Annotated in this window: 24 protein-coding genes and 1 riboswitch; of the genes, 4 read left to right on the forward strand and 20 right to left on the reverse strand. The window is 36.6% G+C overall.

From position 1 onward, the window contains the following. Positions 1–179 precede the first annotated feature (179 nt). The 19 genes from queE to hpaB form a co-directional block, all read right to left on the reverse strand. The gene (gene queE / locus BN990_RS13385) at positions 180–902 is read right to left on the reverse strand and encodes a 7-carboxy-7-deazaguanine synthase QueE (protein ID WP_021291943.1); all 723 of its coding nucleotides are present in this window, start codon (positions 900–902) and stop codon (positions 180–182) included. After that, positions 903–1,337 (reverse strand): 6-carboxytetrahydropterin synthase QueD, encoded by a 435-nt coding sequence (gene queD, locus BN990_RS13390; RefSeq protein ID WP_038245531.1) that lies wholly within the window; start codon positions 1,335–1,337, stop codon positions 903–905. Next, complete coding sequence (gene queC / locus BN990_RS13395) at positions 1,337–1,999, reverse strand: 7-cyano-7-deazaguanine synthase QueC (RefSeq protein ID WP_038245533.1); 663 nt, start codon at positions 1,997–1,999, stop codon at positions 1,337–1,339. The genes queD and queC overlap by 1 nt, the downstream gene beginning before the upstream one ends. Positions 2,000–2,090: 91 nt before the next feature. After that, positions 2,091–2,137: riboswitch (PreQ1 riboswitch) on the reverse strand. Between the two features lie 60 nt (positions 2,138–2,197). Further along, a complete protein-coding gene (locus tag BN990_RS13400) occupies positions 2,198–2,989 on the reverse strand; it encodes an STAS domain-containing protein (protein ID WP_021291946.1) in 792 nt (263 codons plus the stop codon). Between the two features lie 336 nt (positions 2,990–3,325). Continuing rightward, a complete protein-coding gene (locus BN990_RS13405; RefSeq protein WP_021291947.1) occupies positions 3,326–4,630 on the reverse strand; it encodes a TRAP transporter large permease in 1,305 nt (434 codons plus the stop codon). Beyond that, positions 4,620–5,108, reverse strand: coding sequence for a TRAP transporter small permease (locus BN990_RS13410; protein ID WP_021291948.1), 489 nt, complete (start codon positions 5,106–5,108; stop codon positions 4,620–4,622). The genes BN990_RS13405 and BN990_RS13410 overlap by 11 nt, the downstream gene beginning before the upstream one ends. Positions 5,109–5,125: 17 nt before the next feature. Next, a complete protein-coding gene (locus BN990_RS13415) occupies positions 5,126–6,160 on the reverse strand; it encodes a TRAP transporter substrate-binding protein (RefSeq protein ID WP_021291949.1) in 1,035 nt (344 codons plus the stop codon). 172 nt (positions 6,161–6,332) lie between these two features. Continuing rightward, on the reverse strand, positions 6,333–7,850 hold the full coding sequence (locus BN990_RS13420; protein WP_038245536.1) for a 4-hydroxyphenylacetate 3-hydroxylase family protein: 1,518 nt from the start codon (positions 7,848–7,850) through the stop codon (positions 6,333–6,335). A 141-nt stretch (positions 7,851–7,991) separates the two neighbouring features. Then, positions 7,992–9,896: a XylR N-terminal domain-containing protein gene (locus tag BN990_RS13425; RefSeq protein WP_038245538.1), complete on the reverse strand. Its 1,905-nt coding sequence runs from the start codon at positions 9,894–9,896 to the stop codon at positions 7,992–7,994. 109 nt (positions 9,897–10,005) lie between these two features. After that, positions 10,006–10,683 carry a GntR family transcriptional regulator gene (locus BN990_RS13430; protein ID WP_021291952.1) on the reverse strand — a complete coding sequence of 226 codons (678 nt, stop codon included), beginning with the start codon at positions 10,681–10,683 and terminating at the stop codon, positions 10,006–10,008. A 121-nt stretch (positions 10,684–10,804) separates the two neighbouring features. Next, the gene (locus BN990_RS13435; protein WP_021291953.1) at positions 10,805–11,188 is read right to left on the reverse strand and encodes a 5-carboxymethyl-2-hydroxymuconate Delta-isomerase; all 384 of its coding nucleotides are present in this window, start codon (positions 11,186–11,188) and stop codon (positions 10,805–10,807) included. A gap of 17 nt (positions 11,189–11,205) precedes the next feature. Further along, positions 11,206–11,967 (reverse strand): fumarylacetoacetate hydrolase family protein, encoded by a 762-nt coding sequence (locus tag BN990_RS13440; RefSeq protein WP_021291954.1) that lies wholly within the window; start codon positions 11,965–11,967, stop codon positions 11,206–11,208. Further along, the gene (locus tag BN990_RS13445) at positions 11,964–12,752 is read right to left on the reverse strand and encodes a fumarylacetoacetate hydrolase family protein (protein ID WP_232620900.1); all 789 of its coding nucleotides are present in this window, start codon (positions 12,750–12,752) and stop codon (positions 11,964–11,966) included. The genes BN990_RS13440 and BN990_RS13445 overlap by 4 nt, the downstream gene beginning before the upstream one ends. Positions 12,753–13,003: 251 nt before the next feature. Further along, the gene (hpaI, locus tag BN990_RS13450) at positions 13,004–13,924 is read right to left on the reverse strand and encodes a 2,4-dihydroxyhept-2-ene-1,7-dioic acid aldolase (protein WP_021291956.1); all 921 of its coding nucleotides are present in this window, start codon (positions 13,922–13,924) and stop codon (positions 13,004–13,006) included. Between the two features lie 41 nt (positions 13,925–13,965). After that, positions 13,966–14,946, reverse strand: a complete 981-nt coding sequence (gene hpaD, locus BN990_RS13455) for a 3,4-dihydroxyphenylacetate 2,3-dioxygenase (RefSeq protein ID WP_021291957.1) — start codon at positions 14,944–14,946, stop codon at positions 13,966–13,968. 48 nt (positions 14,947–14,994) lie between these two features. After that, positions 14,995–16,497 (reverse strand): 5-carboxymethyl-2-hydroxymuconate semialdehyde dehydrogenase, encoded by a 1,503-nt coding sequence (hpaE, locus tag BN990_RS13460; RefSeq protein ID WP_021291958.1) that lies wholly within the window; start codon positions 16,495–16,497, stop codon positions 14,995–14,997. Between the two features lie 60 nt (positions 16,498–16,557). Further along, positions 16,558–17,031, reverse strand: coding sequence for a flavin reductase family protein (locus BN990_RS13465; protein WP_031335678.1), 474 nt, complete (start codon positions 17,029–17,031; stop codon positions 16,558–16,560). A 23-nt stretch (positions 17,032–17,054) separates the two neighbouring features. Next, a complete protein-coding gene (locus BN990_RS13470) occupies positions 17,055–17,873 on the reverse strand; it encodes an FAD synthetase family protein (protein ID WP_021291960.1) in 819 nt (272 codons plus the stop codon). Between the two features lie 132 nt (positions 17,874–18,005). After that, positions 18,006–19,472 (reverse strand): 4-hydroxyphenylacetate 3-monooxygenase, oxygenase component, encoded by a 1,467-nt coding sequence (gene hpaB, locus BN990_RS13475; RefSeq protein WP_038245542.1) that lies wholly within the window; start codon positions 19,470–19,472, stop codon positions 18,006–18,008. 266 nt (positions 19,473–19,738) lie between these two features. Between hpaB and BN990_RS13480 the strand changes: the two genes are divergently transcribed. From BN990_RS13480 to BN990_RS13495, 4 genes are all read left to right on the forward strand, one after another. Further along, entirely contained in the window at positions 19,739–20,641 is a 903-nt protein-coding gene (locus tag BN990_RS13480) for a LysR family transcriptional regulator (RefSeq protein WP_021291962.1), read from the forward strand. 244 nt (positions 20,642–20,885) lie between these two features. Then, on the forward strand, positions 20,886–22,130 hold the full coding sequence (locus tag BN990_RS13485) for a serpin family protein (protein WP_081856153.1): 1,245 nt from the start codon (positions 20,886–20,888) through the stop codon (positions 22,128–22,130). Positions 22,131–22,434: 304 nt separating this feature from the next. Continuing rightward, positions 22,435–23,652 (forward strand): IS110 family RNA-guided transposase, encoded by a 1,218-nt coding sequence (locus BN990_RS13490; RefSeq protein ID WP_038245547.1) that lies wholly within the window; start codon positions 22,435–22,437, stop codon positions 23,650–23,652. Positions 23,653–23,992: 340 nt separating this feature from the next. After that, entirely contained in the window at positions 23,993–24,874 is an 882-nt protein-coding gene (locus BN990_RS13495; protein WP_021292438.1) for a TetR/AcrR family transcriptional regulator, read from the forward strand. A 90-nt stretch (positions 24,875–24,964) separates the two neighbouring features. Here the strand turns inward: BN990_RS13495 and BN990_RS13500 are convergent, their stop codons facing one another. Beyond that, positions 24,965–25,324, reverse strand: a complete 360-nt coding sequence (locus tag BN990_RS13500) for an MFS transporter (RefSeq protein ID WP_038245549.1) — start codon at positions 25,322–25,324, stop codon at positions 24,965–24,967. Between the last annotated feature and the right edge of the window lie 62 nt (positions 25,325–25,386).

Here is a 25,386-nt window from a genome sequence, read left to right on the forward strand (position 1 = left end):
TTCCTAAAAGTATCGCTTTCCTACCATTAGTGATTTTATTCACAATTAATTCTTTTTACATACCAATATATTAAATGATAATATAATCTACTTCTAAACACAATCATCGTGTGTTAACGACATAAAAAAACCCAGTTCTGTAAAGAAACAGTCTGGGCTCTTCTTGTATTAATTTATCCCTATACTCCACGCTTATTTCCCCAAAGAAATGTATGTAACTGTGGAAGCACTCGGACATCCTTTAGAATAGTGCTAACCATTACTTGGTCAATCAGCTCCTCGTATTTTTGCAGTAAATATAACGACAATGCTTGATCATTATCCATCGTAATTTCATCATTTCCCACCTGAAGATATAAGCTTACATCTGGATAGCGTTGATGGATATTTTCTGCGTATCCTAAATCATCTTCATTAAAGATGACTACTTTCAAACTGCATTTTCCACGTTGCTTTTGTTTCAATGAATCAATAATAAAATCAAGGGTTTGATAATTTGTTTTCATCCCTGAACTTGGAGGTTTTGGAGAAAGTGTTAGATCATCAATCTTTGTAAACCATGTCTGCCATCTACTCCCTTGTGTTTCGAGCGCTACCTCCAGATCGTGATCATGCAGGATATCAATCAGTTGATCGATTTGGGGGAGTAATCCAGGATTCCCACCTGAGATCGTCACATGACCAAATTGATCAGCACCTTTTTCCCTTAAATCTTGCATAATCTCTTCTGCTTCCATCATTTGAATGTGATGTTTTTCTGTACCATCCCAAGTAAATTTTGAATCACACCATGAGCAGGAATAATCACAACCAGCAGTTCGGACAAACATGGTTTTTCTACCAATAACCATTCCTTCCCCCTGAATCGTCGGCCCAAAAACTTCAATTACTGGTATTTTCACTTACCTATCCCCTTTCTTTGGACGATATACACAATAACTGGACGGTGTTTCTCGTAAATATACTTGCATACAGCGGGGGGAATGGGATAATGTATCTAAGTATTCCTGCACAAGTTCATAAATCGTCCGTGCCACAATCTCAGTAGTTGGAAAAGCATTGGGATTATGATCGGAAAAAGCAACATCCTGATTCATGACAACATGATCAAAACGTTTATGAATAAGATTTTTTATTTGTTTAAAATCTACTAAAAACCCTGTATGATTGAGTTCTTCACCAACAATAGTAATATTTGTAAAATACGTATGCCCATGCATCGATTGACATTTTCCAGTGTCTTGATGGGGAATATAATGGGCCGCAGCAAAATGAAAGTCTTTATTGATTTCATATGTATAGTTATGGTTTATGAAAGGATAGATTTGTTGGATCATTACGTTCTCACCTTTTTTCGATTTGCTTCATACTTTTCTAAACCAGTTTGACGTAATTGACAAGCAGGACACTCCCCACATCCACTACCTTTTAATCCGTTATAACAAGTCAATGTATTATTTTTCACAAACGAAAAAGCTCCTAATTGATCACTTAATTCCCATACTCCTGCTTTATCCAGCCACATAAGCGGAGTATGGATAACGAATTGATCATCCATTGCTAAATTTAATGTCACATTTAAGGACTTGGTAAATATATCTCGGCAGTCAGGATAACCACTAAAATCTGTTTCACACACCCCTGTTACCACATGCTTTGCATTAATTTGCTTAGCTAATATTGCTGCAAAAGATAGAAACAGCAGGTTTCTTCCGGGGACAAATGTAGATGGCAAGCCATCATCTCCTTCAGTAATCGCTATGTCTTTACGAGTTAATGCATTTGGAGCTAACTGATTTAATAGATTCATATCCAGTTCATGATGCGTTACTTTTAATTGATCGCAAATGTTTTTCGCAACATGTAATTCTTCTAGATGCCGTTGTCCATATTGAAATGTTACAGCCTCCACATGTTCAAACTCACGCAATGCCCAGAACAAACAGGTAGTACTATCCTGACCACCACTGAATACAACGACTGCTTTTTGGTTGTTCATCGACTCTTCTCCTCCCTTTTTACAACAAAGAAGAGCGTTCGTTACTAAAATTTCCATCAAAAAAACAACACTAAGAAGGTGTGTTGTTTTGATCTCCTTAGTTTTTTATAGAGGGATGGAATTTCGAACCTCTCCTGCTATTTTACAGAATTCTTATTTTTACTTGTTATCATTAGTTTACCATAAATTGGCTAAAACCTATACCTCTTTTTCTTTTACACGATCAATATGTTCAATTGCCATTTTAACGTTTTTGAATGTTTTCATATCTTTAAACGTATCTTGAATGGATACCGTTTTTATCGCCATATCTGGGCGAATGCCTGCTACTAATAGCTGCTTCCCCATAAGTGATATAAATTGATGAATTTTTAAAAAGCGTGAAACGGTATACGTATCCACTTCATACAATCCAGATAAATCCATAATCAAATATTCTTCATTCGATTGCTCCAAATAAGCAGATAATGAAGTCATCAAAGCTTCTAATCGATGGTCGCTCATATTGCCAATAAGCGGCAAAATAGAAACATCATCCCTTATTGGAACAATTGGAGTAGAAATCTTTTCAATTTCTACCAAGCTTTCTTGAAGCAGGCGTTCCTTTTGTTTTTCATCTGTAACATCTTTTTGCACTCCAACAAAATAGAGTTTTTGATCTTCTTCTATCCACATCGGATCAATGGATAATTCGTTCCAGAAACCCGTACCATCTTTTTTATAATTGTATAATTGCACAGAAATCGATTCGTTAGCATCGACAGCTTCGCAAATTTGATTCACACGCTTTTTATTGGTCTCTTCCCCCTGCAAAAACCTGCAATTCTTTCCAATCACTTCTTCTTCATTATAGCCTGTTAGCTCTAAAAAACCTTTATTAGCGATAATAATCGGATTATCTTCAATAGAAGGATCTGTAATTATTAAACCGACCTCTGTATAATTCAATGCCTTCTCCAATAAATATAATCTTTCCTTATTATTTTTCACAGTCATTCCATCCTTTTTCTTATGTTACATATAACATTCAATTGCTCATTTCTATCATTATACAATCCCTGTTTGATAAATCATATGATAAGGCTTAATTATATCCCTTAACTTGCTAATCTATTCTGTTCGATCCGTCTATTTTATCGATCTCGATACGTTTTTAATTCTGCAATTACCTACTCGACTCCTTTATTTATATACTCTACCATAAAAATTCTGCTAGAATATAATGTTCCCTATTATCAATTGGTTACAGTTATTTCCAATTAAAATAATTGATCTTCTGCTATATAAAAAAGAGCCTGTAAAAAGGCTCCTATTATATATAAGGAATTATTTCATCAAACTTGGTAAGATCGTTACCAACGGTGGAAATAGGATTAATAAACAAATGCAGATAATCATTCCAATAATCATCGGTACTGTTCCCCGGAATATGGTTTGTACTGGAATATTTGTTGCAACGCCTTTGATTACAAAAATGCTAATCCCAAGCGGTGGTGTTAAAGAACCAATATTAATTGCCATCACCATAATAATTCCAAACCAAACACCATTAAAACCAAGTTCCATAATGATTGGATAAATTATTGGAAGCGTTAAAACAATTAAGGAAAGACCTTCAATGAAGCAACCTAGTAAAAATAAAGCAATCAATATAAATACAAGTATGATATATGCATGGAGATCTAGCCCACCTACAAAACTGGTAAGCATGACTGGCAACCTACTAATTGTTAAAAATTGACTAAATAGAGTAGCACCGATTAGAATTAGAAAAATATAAGCAGTCAACCTTACTGATTCATTAAACGATTGCTTTAACTTATCCCAGTCTAAACGCCTAGACAATAGTGCAAAAATAATTGCACCAACTGCTCCAACCCCGGCTGCTTCAGTTGGAGTGAATACCCCTAAATATATCCCGCCAATACTTATAAAAAATAACCCCATAAATGGCCAAACATTTTTTAATGTATGTAGCTTCTCACTAATAGTCGCCTGCTCTGTTCTAGCTGGTGCCAAATTAGGATTCCGTCGAACAAGAATGGCAATAATGATCATAAATATAATAACTTGAAAAATTCCTGGAATAATACCCGCAATTAATAATGCCCCAATGGGTTCTCTTGTTTGTATTCCATATAATATTAAGATAACACTTGGGGGAATTAAAATACCTAATGTACCCCCAGCTGCAACACAAGCAGTGGAAAGGCTTGGTTTATATTTATATTTATCCATTTCTGGTAAGGTTATTTTAGAAACTGTTGCAGTTGTTGCATTAAGGGAACCGGAAATAGAAGAAAATATAGCTGCAGTACCAATTGTAGCCATCGCCAATCCTCCTCGAAAATGACCAATCCAGCTATCTACCGCTCGATATAAGTCCTTACCTAACCCTGTGTACGACAGAATCATCCCCATTAGTATAAATAATGGAATAACACTTAATGAATACGAACTTGCTGTATCAAAAGGAGTTCTACCTAGTTGAGCAAACGCTACATCCCATCCCCTGATTAAGGTTGTACCTACTAAGCCTACGAATAACAAAGAAATACCAACTGGAACTTTTAGTAAAAATAAGATCAATAATAGTACAATCCCAATAAAACCAATCATTTCAGGACTCATTTTGATGAACCACCTTTTGCAAGTAGTAAATGGAATGCAGGATTGCAATGAATGCAAAGAGAATGGAACCAATAACTGCTAATATAGCAATTGGATAAAGTGGGATACTTAAATCCCCCGTTACTGTATTAGCATGAAAAAGTCGTATCGCATAATGACAAGTACTCCAAGAAACAAGTACCATTAAAACAGCGATTAATAAATGAATAATCGATTCAACTATCCACTGGATACGCTGAGAAAACCGCTCAACAACAAAGTCAATAGTAATATGTTCTTCTTTGACATGTGTATATGCTAAGCTTAGAAAGATAACTACAGATAGACCTAACTCTGTAAAATCTACAGTGCCCGTTACTGGAGTTTTAAAGAGCCATCTCCCAAGCACATCTAACGTAATCATCACTGCCATGAATAATAAGATAATCTGAGCAAAAACATGCAACATCTTACTTAATCGCTGTATTATTCTTTCCACACCATTCACCTCTCCCGCTACTTCACTTCATCCTTTAATGCTTTCGCCCGCTGATAGATTTTTTCACCTGGTAACCCTTTCGATTCCATCTCTTCTATCCATGATTGTACAAGTGAATTTAGCGCCTGCCTCCATGGCACTAATTGTTGTTCACTAAGTTCAATTACTTTTGCGCCATTTTCAACTGCTAATTTCCTTCCTTTTTGACCATCTACGTCAAAAACACGTCCACTCTTAATAGCAGTATTTATATCTGTCGATTCATTAATAAGCTCCTTTTCTGAATCTGTGAAACGCTGATATGTATCTTTGTTCATAACAGTAAAAAATGGCGTAGCTGAAAAGTTTCCAATTGTAATATAGGATGCTATTTCATGCAAATTATAATTGTAAAGCGCTTCCAAAGGCACCATTGCTCCATCAATAACCCCTCTTTCCAGTGATTCATATACGTCTCCCATCGGCATAGAAATGGGTACGGCTCCTAAAGCCTCCAATATATCATTAGCCAATGGTGATGGAGAGCGAACACGTAATCCTTTTAAATCGTCTGGTGATTCAATTTGATGGTCTTTCATAATTAACTGGGCAGGTTCAGCAGTAAATAAATATAACGGTATCGTATCATCATGTTCTGCCTGTATACTTGGAAATTCTTCATATAGATTGGCTATGACTTCTGAACCATGCGCAGCTGATTCTGCAAGAAATGGTAACTCCATAACAGAGACTAATGGAAATCTCCCAGGAGAATACCCATGTACACTTAATGCAATATCTGCCTCCCCTGTAACAGCCATATCATACTGTGAACCGGCATTACCTAGAGCATTGGATGGATACAGTTCAAACGTAATCTCCCCATTTGACTTCTGCTTCCAATCATTCCCAATCTGTTGGAATACTTGTGTTTGAATCGGATGATTCCCCGGTAAGAAGTGAGAAATAATTAAATTATGTGAAGAACCAGTAGAGGCTATACCTCTAGAACAAGCAGAAAGGACAACTAAGAGAAGTACACTAATTAAACAACTCATCATCTTTCGATACATATTTTCTCCCCCTAAGGAATGGAGTGTAGTAATCCACCATATGTTAACGCTTACATTTATTATAAAATTATATATGATTTCATATATGATGTCAATTAATCATAGCTTAATGTTGTTATTTAAAGAAAAAAGCACCTATAAACAGGATATAAGTGCTTTTTTTTTGCTGCATCTAGTTAAACACTTTTTCTTGATGTTTGTCCGGATTAATCCATGTATCCGATGTCCAGCCTGTAAGATCATAATCACTTAATGCTTGTTCTACAAATGCTTTATATTTAGCTGTCTGTCCTGAATTATCAGCCATTTTCAACGCATCTAAGCGAATACCTTCATGATTACCAGCATAATTAATTTCATATAGTTCATTCCTGCCTCCAAATTCAGTACCAATTGCATCCCATATTAATTTCAAGACCTTAACACGTTCCTCAGCACTTACTCCACCAGAACCTTTATAATAATGGTCGAGATACGGACGTAATTCCAGGTTTTGGAAATCTTTTGCACTGGAAGGAAGCTGGATCAGCCCTCCAGCTACTACTTGCTCAAATATTTGCTTAATCTTTGGCCAAACACTAGGAGCGAATGTCCGGTAAGCTGTTGCATAAGTAGCATTAGGTAAGACCACCCCATTTGGACCAGTTTCGGGATTTGCTGCCATAGCTTCCGAAATCGCCCAGAACATATTACGATAAGAGATAACTTCACCTATATTCGCTTGAACGCCTCTAAACTTATTTGTACCTGCCATTTCAGTCGCCTTCAAAAGTAACCCTACCATGAAATCCAATTTTACCGCGAAGCGTGTACATCCTTGAAAAGTATAACGATTGAGCCATCCAGTTTTAGGTCGGAATCCATTCGCAATGTCAACATTGTTATATGTTAGTACGTCTTCCCATGGTATAAATACATTATCCAGCACAATTACTGCATCATTTTCATCAAACCTGCTAGATAAAGGATAGTCAAAAGGTGTCCCCATTATTGCTGCCGTTTCCTCATAGGATTGGCGACTGATCACTTTTAACCCCGGTGCATTCATTGGTACAAAAAAGATTAATGCGTGACTCTTATCCCCTTCCCCTAAATCTTGAGGAGAATAATTAGCCACAAAATTATAATGCGTTAATGCTGCTGACGTTCCAACCATTTTGGCGCCGCTAACAATAACACCATCATCCCGCTCTTCTACTGCACGAACAAATACCTCCTTATTCTTGTGAAGTGGTTGATCCCGATCCAGTTGTGGATTAACTATAGTATGATTACAAAATGGAATTTCTTGCTGAGCTTTTTTATACCATCTTCTTGCATTATCCTCAAAACCTTTATAAAAATAAGCATATGGACCCAATGATGCGGTAAACGCTGCCTTATAATCTGGGGTTCTCCCCATGAAGCCATAACTTAATTTTGTCCATTCCGCCATTGCATCCCTTGCCCCTAGCAATTCTTCAGAACTAGTAGAAGCTTTAAAAAATTTATGTGTACGGAACCCAAATTCAGATTTTGTCGTCAGAATAGCTTCCTTTGCCGGATCATGTAATGCGTCATACAGTTTTGCAATTGATCGAGCTGCATTTCGATAGGCCGGGTGTGTAGTTACATCGTCTACCTTCTCTCCATTTAAATAAATAGCACGACCATCTTTCAAACTATCTAAATATTGCTTGCCATCCATCATATGATACTACCTCCAATTTTTGAAATGCTCGTTTATCGAATTTTCAAGTAATTTTCTTGTAGATTTAGGATAGCAAATCGTATTTGTTCCAGCTACGACAATGGTTGTTGGTGAATAATCTGCTAACTGACAATCATTGTTTTATTCAAATGATAATTCGCTTTTAGCAAGCAACACTTCTAATGTAAGTAATAATTGATGACTTACTGCAGGATCTCTTAATTGTTCACCAAGTATTTCCTCTAATTGTTTAACACGATATCTTAATCCGCTCATAGATAAAGCCAGTTCTTTCATTGATTTCTCTAAATTGCCGCCATTCGATAAAAATACATATAACGTTTTTAATAGTTCCTTATACCTATCTTTATCTTGATATAATGGACCAAGTAAATGTTTCGCTTTTTGTTTAATCGCATCCTTGTTTTTTGAATGGATTAGCATTCCAACAACACTTAGATCTTCAAATAACATAACCGATTTCGATCGAGTAGCCATTGATAAGGCTGTTAATGCTTCATGATAATGATCGTTTGCTAACTTTACATCCAGACCTATTGTACTTATTCCGAATGTAAACATGCGATTAGAAAAATGTTCATGTAAATTATCCTTCAGATGTGAACATAGGGTGCATACTTCACTAGCAGACGACTGTATTTGTATTAATAAAATAATTGTGGAAGAACGCTGTCCAATTAACATGTTTGACCGAGTCTTAAAGTAATTCAAAACATGTTCCATCACTTGCTCATGAAATACTAACTCATTCCTTGAATGATTCTTCGTGTGTTCGTAATTAATTGCCACTATAAAATAGTTTTGGTCCAAATCAACTTGCAGATAACTGCCTCGTTTAATCATTTCTTTTTTGGATGCGATGCTCCCGTCAATAATTTGATCTAAAAAATGACCCTTCATTCGTTCCATTGCTTCAAATGTAGTCTTTTCATTTAACATATATAAAGAGCAAACCGTTGCTGTACGCTCTAATATCATTTGATCCACTTTTGTAGGCTGTTCATTTTCTCCATATACAAAAGTACAAGAACCAATATATTTTTTCTTAAGCATTATTGGGCTTGTTAAAAACTGACAACCATTATAAGAAACACGCCTTATTTTAAACCAATCTTGCGCTTCTTCTTGTTGTAAAGCCTCCAAAAAAGTTTGATAATGTTGAAGCGAATTTATCAAACCAAATCCAGCATGCGCAATCAGATTGTGCTTCGTATTATCAATCATAATTGGTAATTGGGTTTTCTGATGGACTAATTCTGCAATGGACGGTATATCTTCGCCCTCTACTAATTTTTCCGTTAATTGTTGATGAACAATAAACGTCTTCGCCAGATTATTGCGTTCTTCTAATAGTTTCTCATAGGTGATCGCCAGTTCCTCGACAATTGGATTGTCTTCGTAGTATTTTAATTCCTCTACAATGTCATCTTTCCACTCCGGAATTGTTTTTCCTACATAATAGCAATAACTTGACCCTGCAGCTTTACAACTCGTTTCTTTAAAAATGACCTTTCTCCTGCAAATCTCTGAATAATAACCACTAGCGTAACCAACAAGGGTATGACAAATAAATTCATTTGTGACACCAAATTGTCTTAGATGCTCTTCTGCTTCATATGAACCCGTCCATATTCCTTCAACATGGACAGCATTTATCTTTCCTGATGGATCGTAATCAATATTTAAATTGGTTCGCTGCACTTTTGTATATCCACGTATCATATGTAGTACCGGACCTTGCCTCAAAATTTGTTCTATAGAAGATAACCTTTGTTTTAATACCCTTTGTGCATCTAATTTCCCTAGGTTCCATCCATACCGAATCAGAAAACCTTTCATACGCTGCTCAGAGATATTTTCTTTTAAATCTTTCCGTAAAATGCCAAACACAGAGGAAGAAGTTAAAATAATTCGTTCCCCGTTTAAATAGATCCTTCCCTCCTTATCCGTCAAATCTTGAAAACTCGGTAAATTTGCAAAATCAAGCTTTCTCTCAGTATTTATCTTATCAATATGCTCCCTCACCCCTTATCGATAACGCTTTCATAAAAAGAAAAGAGCTGTCCTCAATGGCAGCTCTAGAAAAGCTGGATTATCCAATCCTTGATATAAGGATACAACAGTCGTTTCCTAGCTATTTAAATCCTTCGCTACGAATTTGGGTATTTTGATTGTTAAATGCTTCCTTTGTATTTAATTTATGTGTACGTGCTGCCTTCTCAATCAATTCAAAATCAGCATTTTTACTAAGTAAGTCAATGAGTTGTTGATGCTCTTGAATCGAAGCAAATGCTCGTTTAGGATGGAATGCAGAACCCGTTCTTCGAATCGAATCTAATTTTCTCCAAGATTTCCGAATCTCCTCAACCAAAAAAGTGTTTTCACATTGGGAATAGATTAATTCATGGAACTCCCGATTCAGTTGACCAAAAGATTGTAGATCAAATGCTTCAATTGCCTCCTTCATTTGTTGATTTTTAGTTGTCAGCTCTATGATTTTCACTTGTGAAAATTCATGTTGGCTGCTTAATGCTGTTGCATACCCTTCCATAACTGCTAATACAGAAATCGTATCTAAATACTCACTTTTATCAATCGGAGTAACTACCGGACCAATATTATTTTGATAATCAATTAAACCTTCTGCTTCTAACTGGCGTACGGCTTCACGTATTGGTATTGCACTCGTTGATAATTCTTTAACTAATTGATTAATTACAATTCGTTGTCCAGGTGCATAGTGCCCTTCAATAATTCGCGATTTCATGTAATCATAAGCTTTTTGTTTTTTAGTAATCGTTTTATTTTCCATAGTGGATTAATCATATACTATATCATATATGATGTCAAAGCATGTTATTTCCTTATTCTATTACGTTATCTTTCCGTCTCTGGATGCTAAACCATAGTAACAGCGACTATATCATTTTATACTATTCTTTATAACGCGGATGAATATTATTCCGTTTATACGTAGGTGATGTAAATTCATAGAGTTCCATAGACAATGCAAGATAACGATTTTGATAGATTATTGAAAAATGCTGTTCGATCGCCTTAAATAAGTTATCACATAAATCTTGTTTTTCTTCCTCCGACCTTCCTTTACCTAGTTTTAATGTCACATGAACAAAAGCATCATCTTCGGTGCCATCCGCTACAAGATAATCTGACAATTCAATGGCTCTAGAGCGTAATCCACCAATTGGAATAATATCTTGATGTTCCAATAATGTGTTATTTACTGTTCGTAGTAATTTAGGGATATCTGCTTCTTCTTTAAGATTATTCGTATATTCAATGATTAAATGCGGCACGTATGCTCCTCCTTTCGTCAATTCGTTTGGAATGTATTCTCTCCTACGATCGTATTAACAAGACGCCCAATCCCCTCTATCTCTGTTACCACTTCGTCGCCTATTTTCGTATCCACAGAACCTTTCGGTGTTCCAGTAAGAATAATATCCCCAGGATGTAAGGTCATAAATCCACTTAAGAATTCGATTAGCTCTGGAATTCCCAAAAGCATATCAGCAGTCGTCCCTTCCTGTGTTTTCTTTCCATTGACATATGTACGTAAGGTCAGATTCATGGGATCCTTCACATCCTCTTTATCAACAAACCACGGGCCGATTGGCGTACAACCATCACGATTTTTCACTCTTAAGTTTGGTCGATAGTAATTCTCTAAGTAATCACGTAATGCATAGTCATTTGCAATCGTGTAGCCTTTAACATAATCGTACGCGGCTTCTTTGCTTACTTGATTTGCTTCGCGCGCAATAATGACTGCTAATTCACATTCATAATGCATAAAAGTTACATCACTTGGGCGCATCGTTTGAGCATTGTGACCAATAAGCGTATTTGGTCCTTTGAAGAAAATAAGTGGTTCTTTTTGAGTTGCTGAAAAAGATAACTCTTTCGCATGATCAGCATAATTCAAACCCAGTGTAAAAATTGTCTTTGGTTCAACAGGCGGCAGCCATACAACCTCATCTTTGTTCACAAACCTGCCATCATTGAGTTGAATACCAGCTTCTGTCACAATTGCTTCTTGAGCTAGACCTTGGTAAGCAATTCGAGCATGCTTCATATTCTCCCTCCTATAAATGCTTTTTCAGAAATTACCTGATTTTCTAAAGTCCCTATTTTGTCGATTTCAATTTGTACCATATCATCTTCTCTAGCTAATGGTGCATTTTCAGGTACGCCTACTAATAATACATCCCCTTTTGTTAACGTCATAAATGCTGTCACATCAGCAATAAGTTCTTCGACAGATCGAATAAGGTTCTTTGTCGTGTTTTCTTGTTTCAATTCCCCATTAATTTTTACGCGAAGTTGCAAGTCATTAGGATTATTAATAGAATCACATGCTACTATCCAGGGACCAATTGGACAAAACCCGTCACGAGCTTTTTCTTTAATTGCTGGACGATAGACGCTATCATGAGGAATACTAACATCATTCACAATCGTATATCCTTCAACATAAGATAGAGCTTCTGATGTAGTTACTTTTGTTGCGGTTCTACCAATAACAACCCCTAATGCAGCACCTATTTCTAATTCGAATACACCCTCTGGAAGTACAATGGTTGAACCAGCTGAAGCAAACGTATTTACAGGCTTGATATATAAAATTGGTGCCTTTGGAGGTGCTTGGTACGGCGGCTCATACATGGATTTTTCTAATTTCTGATAAGCGCCGCGATAGTTTAATAGCGTACCATAAACCGTTCCATTGACAGGAATGTCGTAGGAGATATCCTTTTTGACATATGTTTTTCCCGCAATTACAATGGTGTCATTTTCTAAGTCTACCCTCGCTTCTTTAAACGGATGTACGCCGGACTGCTTTAAATAAACGGTTTGCACAAACATCATCCCTTCTTAATTAGATCAGATCTAGGAAACAACTTAAGCAATACCCGAGATGACAACCTTGCCACAAAGGGATATTGCTTAAGGACTGCGATTGTACGGAAAAAGAAAGTTTACATTCTCCTATCAACGCGGATTTAAAGGAAGCAATAGGCTTGGGGAGACACCCAAAATGAGCCACCATTGTTTCGTTATTGGATGTTAGCCAAGTCAACGTAGTTATTATGCGGCATCTCCCCCTTATTTTAAGCATGTTGCACTAATTTACCGTATTCTAACAAAGTTTTACGTATTTCTTCTTGTAATGAATCCGATGGTAAATCCATTGGCAGACGTAATACTGGCTCAATTTTGCCCATCATTCCCAACGCTGCCTTTACTGGTGCGGGGTTCGTGTCTTTAAACAAGACATCATTTAGTTTCATTAATTCAAAATGCAGATCCTGAGCACGCTTCACATCCCCATTTTTCCATGCATCATGCATTTCAGCCACCTTCGCAGGTTCTACATTCGCTGTTGCACTAATGGACCCAGCCCCACCTATTGTCAACATGGGATAACAGAGTAATTCAATACCAGAATACAATAAAAAGTCTCTTCCACAGTGAAGCATCACTCGATTCACATGTTCAAAATCCTTATTTGATTCTTTTACTCCTACAACATTTGGACAATCTTCGTTTAATCTAGCCAATGTCTCAACTTCCATATTTAATGCTGTACGCCCTGGAATATTATATACAATGATTGGTATATCTACAGAATCTGCAACCTTCTTGAAATGTTTATACAACGCTTGCTGATTTGGTTTATTGTAATACGGAACGATCACCATCGCTGCATCTGCACCGATTTCTTGTGCCTTCCTTGTTAAATACATTGTTTCATCATGATTTGTCGAACCTGTACCCGGTGCAAAGGGTACTCTACCATTTATTGTTTTTTTCGCATTTTCCATAACTTTGACACGTTCTTCAACAGTCAATGAACTTGGTTCACCAGATGTTCCCGTAACTGAAATCGCGTGAGTGCCATTCTCTAACTGGTATTCTATCAGTTCGGATTGTTTCTCATAATCGATAGAAAAATCAGCTTGGAACGGTGTAATAACTGGTGTCACAGAACCTCTTAATCGTTGTTTAATTTCATCATATTGCTTATTCATTTGGACCATCCTTTCTTTTCAATAACTGAATTGTATTAAATTTATATCACAAATTGCGGTTTTCTTTTCTTTAATTTTGGTTCATGCTGCGGCAATTTTCTTCCTGTTTGTATATCTAATACTTCAGATGCTTCATCGAACCAACTATCTGGTGCTTCATGTCCCCAGAACGTTTGGCGCATTGGATCATCTAAATCCCATTTGATTGGTTTGAAGTCAGGATCACTCGTTAAATAGTCCCCATTGTACAATTCAATCCGGTGACCATCTGGATCTCGTAAGTATAAGAAAAAAGCATTTGATAAACCATGACGTCCTGGACCGCGTTCAATGTTCGGTCCGTAACCTAAAGCAGCAAGCACATCACAGCCATCGATTAGACTCATTGGATCTTTTAGCCAAAAACCGACATGATGAAGTCTCGGGCCGATCCCATTCATAAATGCTACATCATGAACAGATGGCTTACGGTGGAGCCAGGCAGCCCACACTTTCTCTTCTTCACCAACCGTATATTCTGAACATGCAAATCCTAAGTGTTTAATATAATAATCATAAGCTCGCTCTACATTTGGAACCATACAATTGAAGTGATCAATTCGTTGAACTTTTGCACCCTTGTATAAATCATAACGCTGCAATAGGCGATCAACAGTTTCCATTTCAGCGTAAAATTCTAACGGCAACCCCGAAATATCTTGAACTCGTAAAGCTCGCCCAACTGATCGTTGAGTCCCCTTTTCCAACCATTTGATATCATTTCCTTGGCTAATAAAAAACTTCTCAAGTTCATCAAGGTCCTGCTCAGAAATAACTTTGTAACTTATTGCCTCTACAGCAGGTTCTGGTTTCTTTTTTAACCAAAGACTATGGTGGTTATGTTCTTCCAGCCCTCGGAAAAAAATATTCTCCTCATCTGCTTCTGACTCAATAAACCCGAGTGCTTCATAAAAACTTTTAGACTGTTCTAGGTCTGTTACATGCAAGATAGCACGTCCGGAACGAATAATATCAAACATCATGCTGGTATTCTCCTCTCCATATAAAATGGTATCAATGAATTACAATAATTACTTTCCGAACTGCGGAATATGATGATCCTTTAAGGCAACATGGATAATTTGCGTTTCTGTATAGAATTCAAAGGCATAATGTCCCCCTTCACGGCCAATTCCACTATGCTTAGACCCTCCAAATGGAGTTCTTAAATCACGAACATTCTGTGCATTCACCCATAACATGCCAGAATCAATTGCTTGAGCGACACGATGTCCCCGTTGTATATCCTGCGTCCAAACATACCCGGCTAAGCCATAGCGAACGTCGTTAGCTAATTCAATTACTTCTTGTTCATCTGTAAAAGTCATTGCAGCAATAACTGGTCCAAATATTTCTTCTTGTACCACACGCATTTGATTTGTTGCATTTAGGATAAGGGTTGGTGCAATGTAATTCCCTTTACCATCTGGAATATTTCCGCTAATTACTTCGCATCCTTCGGCTTTTGCAATTTCAAGATAATCTTTGACATTATCGTAATGATTTTTATGAATAAGTGGACCCACTTGTGTATCAGCTTTCAATGGGTCACCTACTTTAATTTTGTTAATACGTTGTTTTAATCTATCAATAAATTTCTCTGCAATATGTTCATGCACATACAAACGCGAATTCGCCGTACAGCGCTCTCCATTAAACGAGAATATTCCCCATGTACATGCATCAAGTGCACGTTCAAAATCAGCATCATCAAAAACAATAATCGGTGATTTTCCACCTAATTCCATGGAAAAACGCTTCAAAGCATCCGCACCATTTTTAAGAATTTCTGAGCCAGTGGTGGTCTCACCAGTAAATGAAATCAACTCAACATCAGGATGCGCCACAAGTGAAGCACCTGCGGTTTCTCCGTAGCCATGAACGACATTGAATACACCGTCTGGAAGTCCTGCTTTGTCAATAATCTCTGCTAATCGATTTGCGGTTAGCGGAGACCACTCTGCTGGTTTTAAGACAACCGTATTTCCAGTAGCCAGCGCAGGTGCTATTTTCCAAGTTTCTAACATAAATGGTGCATTCCATGGAGTAATTAATCCAGCAATACCAACTGGTTTATGAATGGTATAATTTAAAAATTCATCATCTACTTGATATGCTTCTCCCACCATACGTGTAGAGACCATTTCAGCATAAAAACGGAAATTATAGGCTGCTCTACTCACCATCTTCTTCGTTTGTGCTATTGGCAAACCGGTATCAAATGATTCTAAAGGGGCAATTTCATCGATATGATCATCAATGAGGTCAGCAATTTTATAAACATATGCAAGTCGATCTTTTACTTTTAGTTTCCCCCATTCTCCTTTAAACGCTGCTCTTGCTGCCTGGACAGCTTTTTTAATATCCTCATTATCTCCTGAGGCAACGTGATTAATGGTCTCATTGGTATAAGGACTGATATTTTCAAATGTATGCTTGCTTGCTGCATCAACGAATTCTCCATTAATATACAGCTTGATATCTTTTGTTTGCTGTTTCATTTCTATATGTTCATCCGCTAATTGGTTAGCCATATGAATTCACTCCTTTTATGAATAATATATTAAATCATATATAATATTTATGATAAGTAGCTACACATACTCTACAGGTTCATGTTTTCCATATTTCCCACCAAAGAATGTTAACGGATTGCCATCTGTTAAATTGATATCAACCACCTTACCAATAAACAAGGTATGATCTCCAACTTCAACGCTGCGATCTAAATCACATACGACTGAAGCAAGAGCGTTTTGAATGACTGGAATTTGCTGGATATAATCAAATTGAATTTCTTCACCTGAATTTGCCTGACCTGCAAAATGCATCGAGATATCCTGCTGCTTATCAGAAAGGAAACTAACAGCAAATTTGCCAGATTGATTAATTTTATGAAGCATATTTGCTCGGTTATCAATGGAAACTGTAATCAATTTTGGGTCCAACGAAACGGACATAAATGCATTTGCTGTCATACCATGATGATCTTCTCCTGATTTTGTAGTGATCACTGTAACTCCCGTGGCAAATCGACCCATTGCATTACGAAAAGTTCTACTTTCCATCATGATCATCCTCCTTTATAGGTTTACATCGTCATCGTTTTTTTAACCATCGCCTGGCTTAGAAATTCGATGGTGACTGTTTGCTGGTGGTTCGTTATCCTTTCTCTAACCATCAACATCCATTTACCCCGATCACATTGTAATACTGCTGGAATAGACCTGGCATCTACCATTAGTAAAATGTTATAGCTTCCTTCTTTAGGAAAGATGAAATTTTCTATTGGATCGAGTTGAAAGATACCAATTGTATGTGTATTGGAAATAACAGCCTTTATTTGATAATTAGCGCCGAGATAAAATGGAATGACTTCTACTCTTCCTGCTTGAATGCATTCCCTAATTAATGTTGAACTAATTTTCTTATTGTCGTACATTTTCTTAGGTATCACACTCAAACCAAAATCACTCTGTTTTGCAGCCTGTGCCAAAACCTGTGTATTCCCTTGTGCTTTATGACCAAACCTAAAATCAAAACCAACCACAACATGCCTCGTATTTAGCTCAAGAATATAGTTTTGAATATAATCAGCTGGAGAAAGAGAAGCAAATGTACGATCAAAATGTATAACAAATAGAGCATCTACACCCATCTTTTCCATCTTGTCAATTTTTTCTGAAAGCGGCGTCAAATAGTTCCGTGCTTTCTCATTGTTGATTACCTCATCTGGATGCGGATCGAATGTCATTGCGGTAAACAACAGATTTTGCTGTTCAGCTATGTTTTTTGCATGGCGTAATAATTGCTGATGCCCTAAATGAATACCATCAAAAAACCCTATCGCCATCACATGATCCTGAAAATTCGTTACCTTGATAAATGGATCTATACGAATGACTTTCAATCTACTTACCTCCTCCACACCATATTCTAAATCTTAAGCTTATCTTACTAAATGAGAAATATAGCGTCTACAACAAAAATTGTTTCGTGCGAACTAGAATTCAGACAGAAATTATTACATTGTTCCTCCAGTTTATATGTTCACTTGTTGGATTTGTTGACTACTTAAGAAATCACGAACTTGAGATTTATAAACTTCTTTCTCATATTTATCAAAGTAAGCCATCCCCATCTTAATTGGGTCCCCAAAGAAATAATATTCATAATGTGTTTGTCGGCTGCCAAAGGCACTCATGGTTAGATCCCAAGCTAATCGGAAAATTTGGACACGTTCGTAGCCTTCTACGTTTTTCCCCTGCATGGCACGATGTAAAATCGGACCAATTTCCTTATTATTAAAATCAGCATGCGTAGGTATTCCCATCATTCCAGATGCTCCTAAAATTCTTAGAATTTCAGCCATTCTCGGATAAATACGCGGAAACCAATTTCTCGCAGCATCCAATGCTTGAAAATCTGGTGTCATCATTCCCCATTTATCCAATTTCGCATTGTGCTCTGCTCGAAATAGATGGGATTTCATTGTTTCTAAGGTAAGCATGATTTCAGTTCCTTTATCTTTCACATGCTGGAACCCATCAATTCCAATTGTATCCATTAATGTCAAAACCACCCCTAACAAGAATTCTGTTTTAGCAATATCTTTTGTTATCACCTGATGTGTCATATGCACAACTGCGTTTGTCTCAGCAAAAGCTCGGTTACATATCGATGAATTTTCTAAAACAAAAATACGATCCCAAGGAACAAGTACATGATCAAATGCAACAATGGTATCTCCTTCTTCAAATCTTGAACTTAGGGGATGATCATAGCGATTCTCCCCATATTCAAATGACTCGCGACTTAAATACTTTAACCCTGGGGTGTTATTCGGTATCGCAAAAGCTAATGAATACGGATCATCCAGCTCCCCTGATTTCTTAACCGTAGATGGAAATACTAATATTTCATCGGTAATACCACCTTGTGTTGCTAAAAGACGGATCCCATCAACTATGACTCCTTGATCATTTTTTTCAACTACATGAAGAGCAACATTGGCATCTTTTTGATCTGCCTGAATTTTTGCCCTGTTCACTTGTGGATGTATTAGGGTATGAGTTAAGCTAATATCATTTTCCCTAGCAAAGGCAGCATAGTTCCTAGCGTTTTCGGCAAACGCAGGGTCTCCTTCAGCATAGAATTCACTTGCTGGCCCCATGGCCATAACATCAGCATTTAAATAATCAGGAGATCTCCCCATTAACCCTTTTGTAAAACTTTGCCACTCCATAATTGCTTCACGTCGTTCAATTAATTCATCGATAGTAGTTGGTACCATAAATGTCTTCCCTACTTTATCTCCAGTAGTTGGTGAAGTATAAAGCATTTTTTCTGGTTTTTCATATTGGATATCGTATAATTTTGCCATTGACTGAATTGCATTTTTAAATGCTGGGTGCTTTGTTACATCATCAACACGTTCTCCATGAATATACACATTATTGTTTGCTTGCTTTAATCGACCTATATATTGTTGTCCTGTTTTGGCGGGCATTCTAATTCCTCCTATAACCATATTAATGTAAGCGATGTCATATCAGAACAGACCTTTCCTCCTTTTCAATTATCTGAATACTTGTGCTTATTTGAATAATAGCACGGTTATAACTATATTAATAATATCTATTACATTCGTATTCTATATAAAAAAAATATACTATTTTGATAATCGCATTGTCCTTATATATAAAATTATATATAATTCTTTATAAGGAAGCGTTTTCATAAATGGTTATATGAAAGAAAGGATGTTTATCTTCTATGGAAATGAGACATTTGCGTTACTTTCAGACAATAGCAAATGAAGGCCAAATTACGAAAGCTGCCAATAAGTTACATATGGCTCAGCCGCCATTGAGTCAAAGCCTCAAATCATTAGAAGAAGAGTTAGGTGTTAAATTAATGGAGCGTCATGGACGGAAAATGGAGTTAACCGATGCTGGAACTGTTCTTTATAATCATGTAGACAAATTATTTCATACATTAGAGGAAACGATTACCGAAGTAAAAGAAACTGGGGAAGGAACTAAGGGGACGATCTCAATTGGTTGTGTAAAAACCTGTTTTTCACAAATACCGAAACAAATGAAACGATTCCAACAAAAATTTCCTCACATACGTTTTCATTTAAAAGAAGGCGATTCCTATCTGCTTGCGGAACAGCTTCATAATCGAGATATTGATCTTGCCATTATTCGATTACCGCTAGAAATGCATGCATTCGATTCTCTTGCTCTTCCTGAAGAAAAATATGTCGCAGTTTTGCCTGAAGAATGGTGTAATCCATCTATAACATCAACTACAATGGAACAATTAAATGCCTTCCCATTGTTATTATTACATCGTATAAGCGGTATAGGACAATATGAACTAATACTTGATCAATTCGAGAACTTCGGGCTATCTCCCACCATTGTTTGTGAATGCCCTGACGTAGATATGATTCTTCAGTTAGTCAGTGAGGAGGTTGGAGCAACAATTGTCCCTGAATCGACTCTATCTGGCCATCCATTACGCGGGGTTAGAACATTAACGATTGAAGATAATACAATTATCTCTAAATCATCCCTTATTTGGCTTAAAGAAAGGTATCTTTCAAAAAGCACACGAAACTTTATTGAATTATTTCAAACTGCAGCGTTGGAAGAAGAAGTTCCAAGCTAATTTTTATTAAAAAAAGATTATATCATTCGGATGTATGCGACCAAATTACTTTACGATGTACCCCGCCTTTTATTCGTTTGTATACCTTTTACATCATCTGGGAAAGACTAATTTACAGATATATCCTTTTCTAAATAATGGATATTTCAAACAACATCATGGACTAAGTTTATTAATTACACACGAAACACAATGTAACATTTTCCTATAGCATACGGACTAATGAGTAAGGGTGGTGATAAACATGTCAAAAAAATACGTGATACTTGTATTTTTGGCAGCACTAATTTTTTATATAAGTGGATGTGGTACGAGTAAAACAGGAACCGATTCGGTAATCAATGCTAGTTTTGACAAACAAGATTACAAAAAAATCACTTCCGCTAATAACCAACTAGGCTTTCAATTATTGAATAGGGTGAAGCCAAATGACAAAGGAAACACCTTATTCTCTCCTACTAGTCTATTTATCGCACTATCTATGGTTTATAATGGTGCGGAAGAAACAACCAAAGATGAAATTTCCCAAATTCTACATCTAGAAAATAAACGTTCGACGGACTTAAATCGAGCGAATGCTTCCTTGCTATCTTCACTTATGGAGCAACCAGAGGGAATTCAATTGCAGATTGGAAACTCAATTTGGCTGAATGACCAATTTCATTTTCAGGAAGCCTTCACGGACAAAAATACCGATTACTTTAATGCGGAGATTGAGGAAATTGACATCAACAATCCAGACGCAGCTCAAAAGATAAATGACTGGATAAAGAAATCGACGAATAACAAGATTACTGAAATTACAGACAGCCCTTTGGATCCTAACTTAGTAACGATGCTCATCAACGCTATTTATTTTAATGGACAATGGACCTATGCGTTTAATGAAGCGCAAACAACAAACAGGAACTTTCATCTTGAAAATGGAGATACCAAACAAGTGCCTATGATGCTGCTTAAAGAAAAACTAAACTATCTAGAGAATAAATATGTGCAAGCTGTATCCCTTCCTTATAGTGAAGAAAAAAAGATGAGCATGAATATTTTCCTTCCTAAAAAGAATACCAGTCTGTCTGAACTAAAAACAAAGCTAACCAGTGACATTTGGCAGCAATGGCAGTCACAATTCCAAGAAGAAGAAGGAACGGTGCAGTTGCCAAAATTTCAAATCGAATATGAAACCACATTAAATGATGCTCTACAACAACTTGGAATGACAGAGGCTTTCGACAAGCAAAACGCAAACTTCCAGAAGATGATTCAAGAAAATAACCAACTCTGGATTAGTGATATTAAACAGAAAACATATATAGAAGTAACTGAACAGGGTACAGAGGCGGCTGGTGCTACTTCTATCGGAATGGAAACGACTTCGGCCCCAATAGATCCTCCATTTCATATGGAAGTAAATCGACCATTCTTCTTTACTATTACAGATCATGAAACAAATAGCATACTTTTTATGGGCACAATTTATAATCCATCGTAAATAAAAAAGAAGTATTTCCTAGTCGCAGTGGATTGTGAGACTTCTAAATAATCACCCCAAACATACTAAGATTAGTAGTACAAAACCAAGGCCATGGTTTTGTGCTACTATTTTTTTATAGTAGGAGTGAAGAAAAGCCGATCTAACTTTGGGATCAATATTGAATCCGCACCCCAAACAGGCTCACTTCACACCCTTATTTGAATCAATTTAGTATGTTGGGTCCATAGAGATCGTGTATAAGAAAGTGGAATCGATAAGGTTATGTGAAGACTTCTATGAGTAATTAATTGGAGGAGACGAAATGAAACCTGTAGTTGCGCTCGATGTAAGTAAAGGCAAAAGTACGATAGTTATTTATGATCAAAAACGCTGTATATTTGAAGGGGAAATAAATCATTGTCAAGCGGACTTCGAATCACTTCGTAAGCGAATGATATTGTTAGAACAACAAAAGGGTCAAAGACCGGAAATTGTTTTTGAAGCGACTGGGGTTTATTCAATGGCTTTGGAAAAATTTCTTCAAGATCGTGGATACATATATTGTCGCTTAAATCCACTTGAGGCAAAACTTCAGACAGCAGCTATGCGAAGAAATAAGACCGATAAAAGCGATGCGCATGAGTTGGCTAAAACACACTTTAAAATAAACCGTAAGCCAATATTTCAACAAGACACCTATTATAATCAAATGCGTGCCCTATCACGTTATTACGACGAAGTTGATGAAGAATTAATCCAACTACGGGGCAAAATGCATGCGATTTTACAATTATCTTTTCCGGAACTAGAACGAATGATTACACCAAGCTCAGCACTCTTTTTGAACATCGTTCAATTGTATCCGCAGCCATCATTTTTATTGGTACATTCAAAAACAGTAATTAGAAATAGCCTGAAAAAGAATACCAAAAAAAATCTTTCTCTTAAACTAGCAGATAAGAAGGCACAAGAGCTTTTACTAGTTGCCAAAAACTCATACCCAGCTATCGATGCATCGGATGTACGTTGTGAACAAGTAAGGGATTACGCAAGCAGAATTGCAGACTTAAGAGATAAGAAAGAAGAAATTATCGCAAAAATGGTTGCCTTATCTCTTGATAGAAAGGAATATCATATCCTTCGTTCATTCCCTGGCATTGGTGATGCGACGGCATGTAGAATTATTGGTGAACTAGGAGATATACGACGGTTTAAAAATGCCAAACAGCTGAATGCATACGTTGGAATTGATATTATGCGATATCAGTCAGGTAATACACAATATAGAGATCGTATCAATAAACGTGGCAATAAGAAACTACGGAAAATATTATATTTCATGATTTTTTCCATGATTTCATTACGAAAAAAAGGACAGAATCACATCGTTGATTACTATGACAAATTAAAAAAACAACCTCAGAGGAAACCTCATAAGGTTGCGGTGATAGCGTGTATAAATAAGTTCTTGAAAGTGGCATTTCACCTTATTTCACACAACATACCATACGATTATGAAATTGCTTCTACTCATTCATAATCACCTAGGCTAATCTCACTATACCATAAAGACCTTGCGAAAAAAATGGAAAAACGTTAGGTCTATTAGTCATGCGGAAATTTTGACTTACTCAGGAGGTTTATCCCCCCTGAATAAATCAAGGTAAATAATTCAAATAAATTGTGTAAAACACTTGACTGGAGGTAAGAAAAGTTAGAAAGTTTACTCTTTAGCTTTTGAGGTGATTTTTTTAACAGGGATACGGTTCTTATGATCAAAAGGAGTTTCCTTACAATATTTTCAATATCTTACGCTTTGCTTATGCATGTATTATAGGGTACGATAGGTTTATCTTAATGTAATAAAGGTGAATGATCGAATGAATGAACGAAAACGACAAGTATTGTTGACAGCACAACGACTTTTCATAGAAAAAGGCTTTTCAGCCACTTCTGTCCAAGACATTTTAGAAGAATCTACTATTTCTAAAGGAACCTTCTATAATTACTTTTCATCTAAGAATGAGTGTTTAATTGCTATCTTAGAACATGTAAACGACGAAACCTTTATTCGAAGAAGAGAACTTCTAATTGGACAAGATCCTTCAGATAAGCAGGTATTGGCTGAACAAATAGCGGTACGTATGCAAGTAAATAAAGAACAGAATCTATTCATGCTTTTTGAAGCAATTTTCCATTCAGGTGATGAAGAGTTAAGAGATTTTGTAAAGAAAAATCATTTCAAGGAGTTATTCTGGCTTCGAAACCGAATTGTTGATGTATATGGACATTTAGCGACGCCCTTCGCATTAGATGCGGGCGTACTATTACTAGGTATGATGCAGCATATTAATCATATTGGTTCAACATCTTCTCAGCATTTAGGCAGTATTCAGGAACTCATTCAATATGTCATTCGGCGATTAGATGCTATTATTCCACATTTAATAGAAACCAATGATCAACTTTTAGGTGACGAATCATATACTATCTTAACAAATAATATGGATGATACGGTCTATACTAGCCAAGAAATTGCGGAACAATTGGAAGGTTTTCTTAGCAATCTTAACCGCGGACAAACGGAGCGTGGCAAAGAGTATATTCTCTTTTTATTAGAGGAATTAGCAAAAACATCCCCACGGTTTTCTCTTATTGAATCAATTTCTCGCTCGTTTATGGAAACATTTGCAGGTACTTCTGATGAATCAGAAGCCAGAGAAATTGCCTCAAAAATATGGAGTTATCTTGACAACCATTAAGATTCGTTTACGGGGAATATTATATGTTCCTAACTCATAGCAAATAACTAGGCATTGCTCCGCGGGGACAACTTGAGTAGCTGAAGATAGCTACAAAATAGCTATGGCCCTGCCCTGGCCTTCCGAAATAAAGGTTCTTATCATACTCATACCACTAGAACTTCCCATCGCCTGTAAAGCTCGACATACTAGTAGAAATAAATAGTTTGGGGAGATAGGAGCTAGTATTGAAGCCAAGGAAACAATTGTAAGCTCTGCCATAAATAATCGTTTTGACCGAACATATCGCTTGCTTAGTTTTCCCATTATGGGCTGTCCAGCTGCACTTACCAAATAAAGAAACAGAGATAAACCAGGAGCATCTAAGTAAGTGAAGTTAAAATCATGTTGAAGTCGTGTCAATGCAATCGCAATCATGGCGGAGTTTAATGGATATAATAATATCCCCAATCCAATCGTGATGTTAAATAAGCCTCATTTATGTTTCACCCCTGACATGCCAATCACCTATG

It is taken from the genome of Virgibacillus salexigens (genome assembly GCF_000723585.1).
In the GTDB taxonomy this organism is placed as follows: Bacteria; Bacillota; Bacilli; order Bacillales; family Amphibacillaceae; genus Virgibacillus; species Virgibacillus salexigens.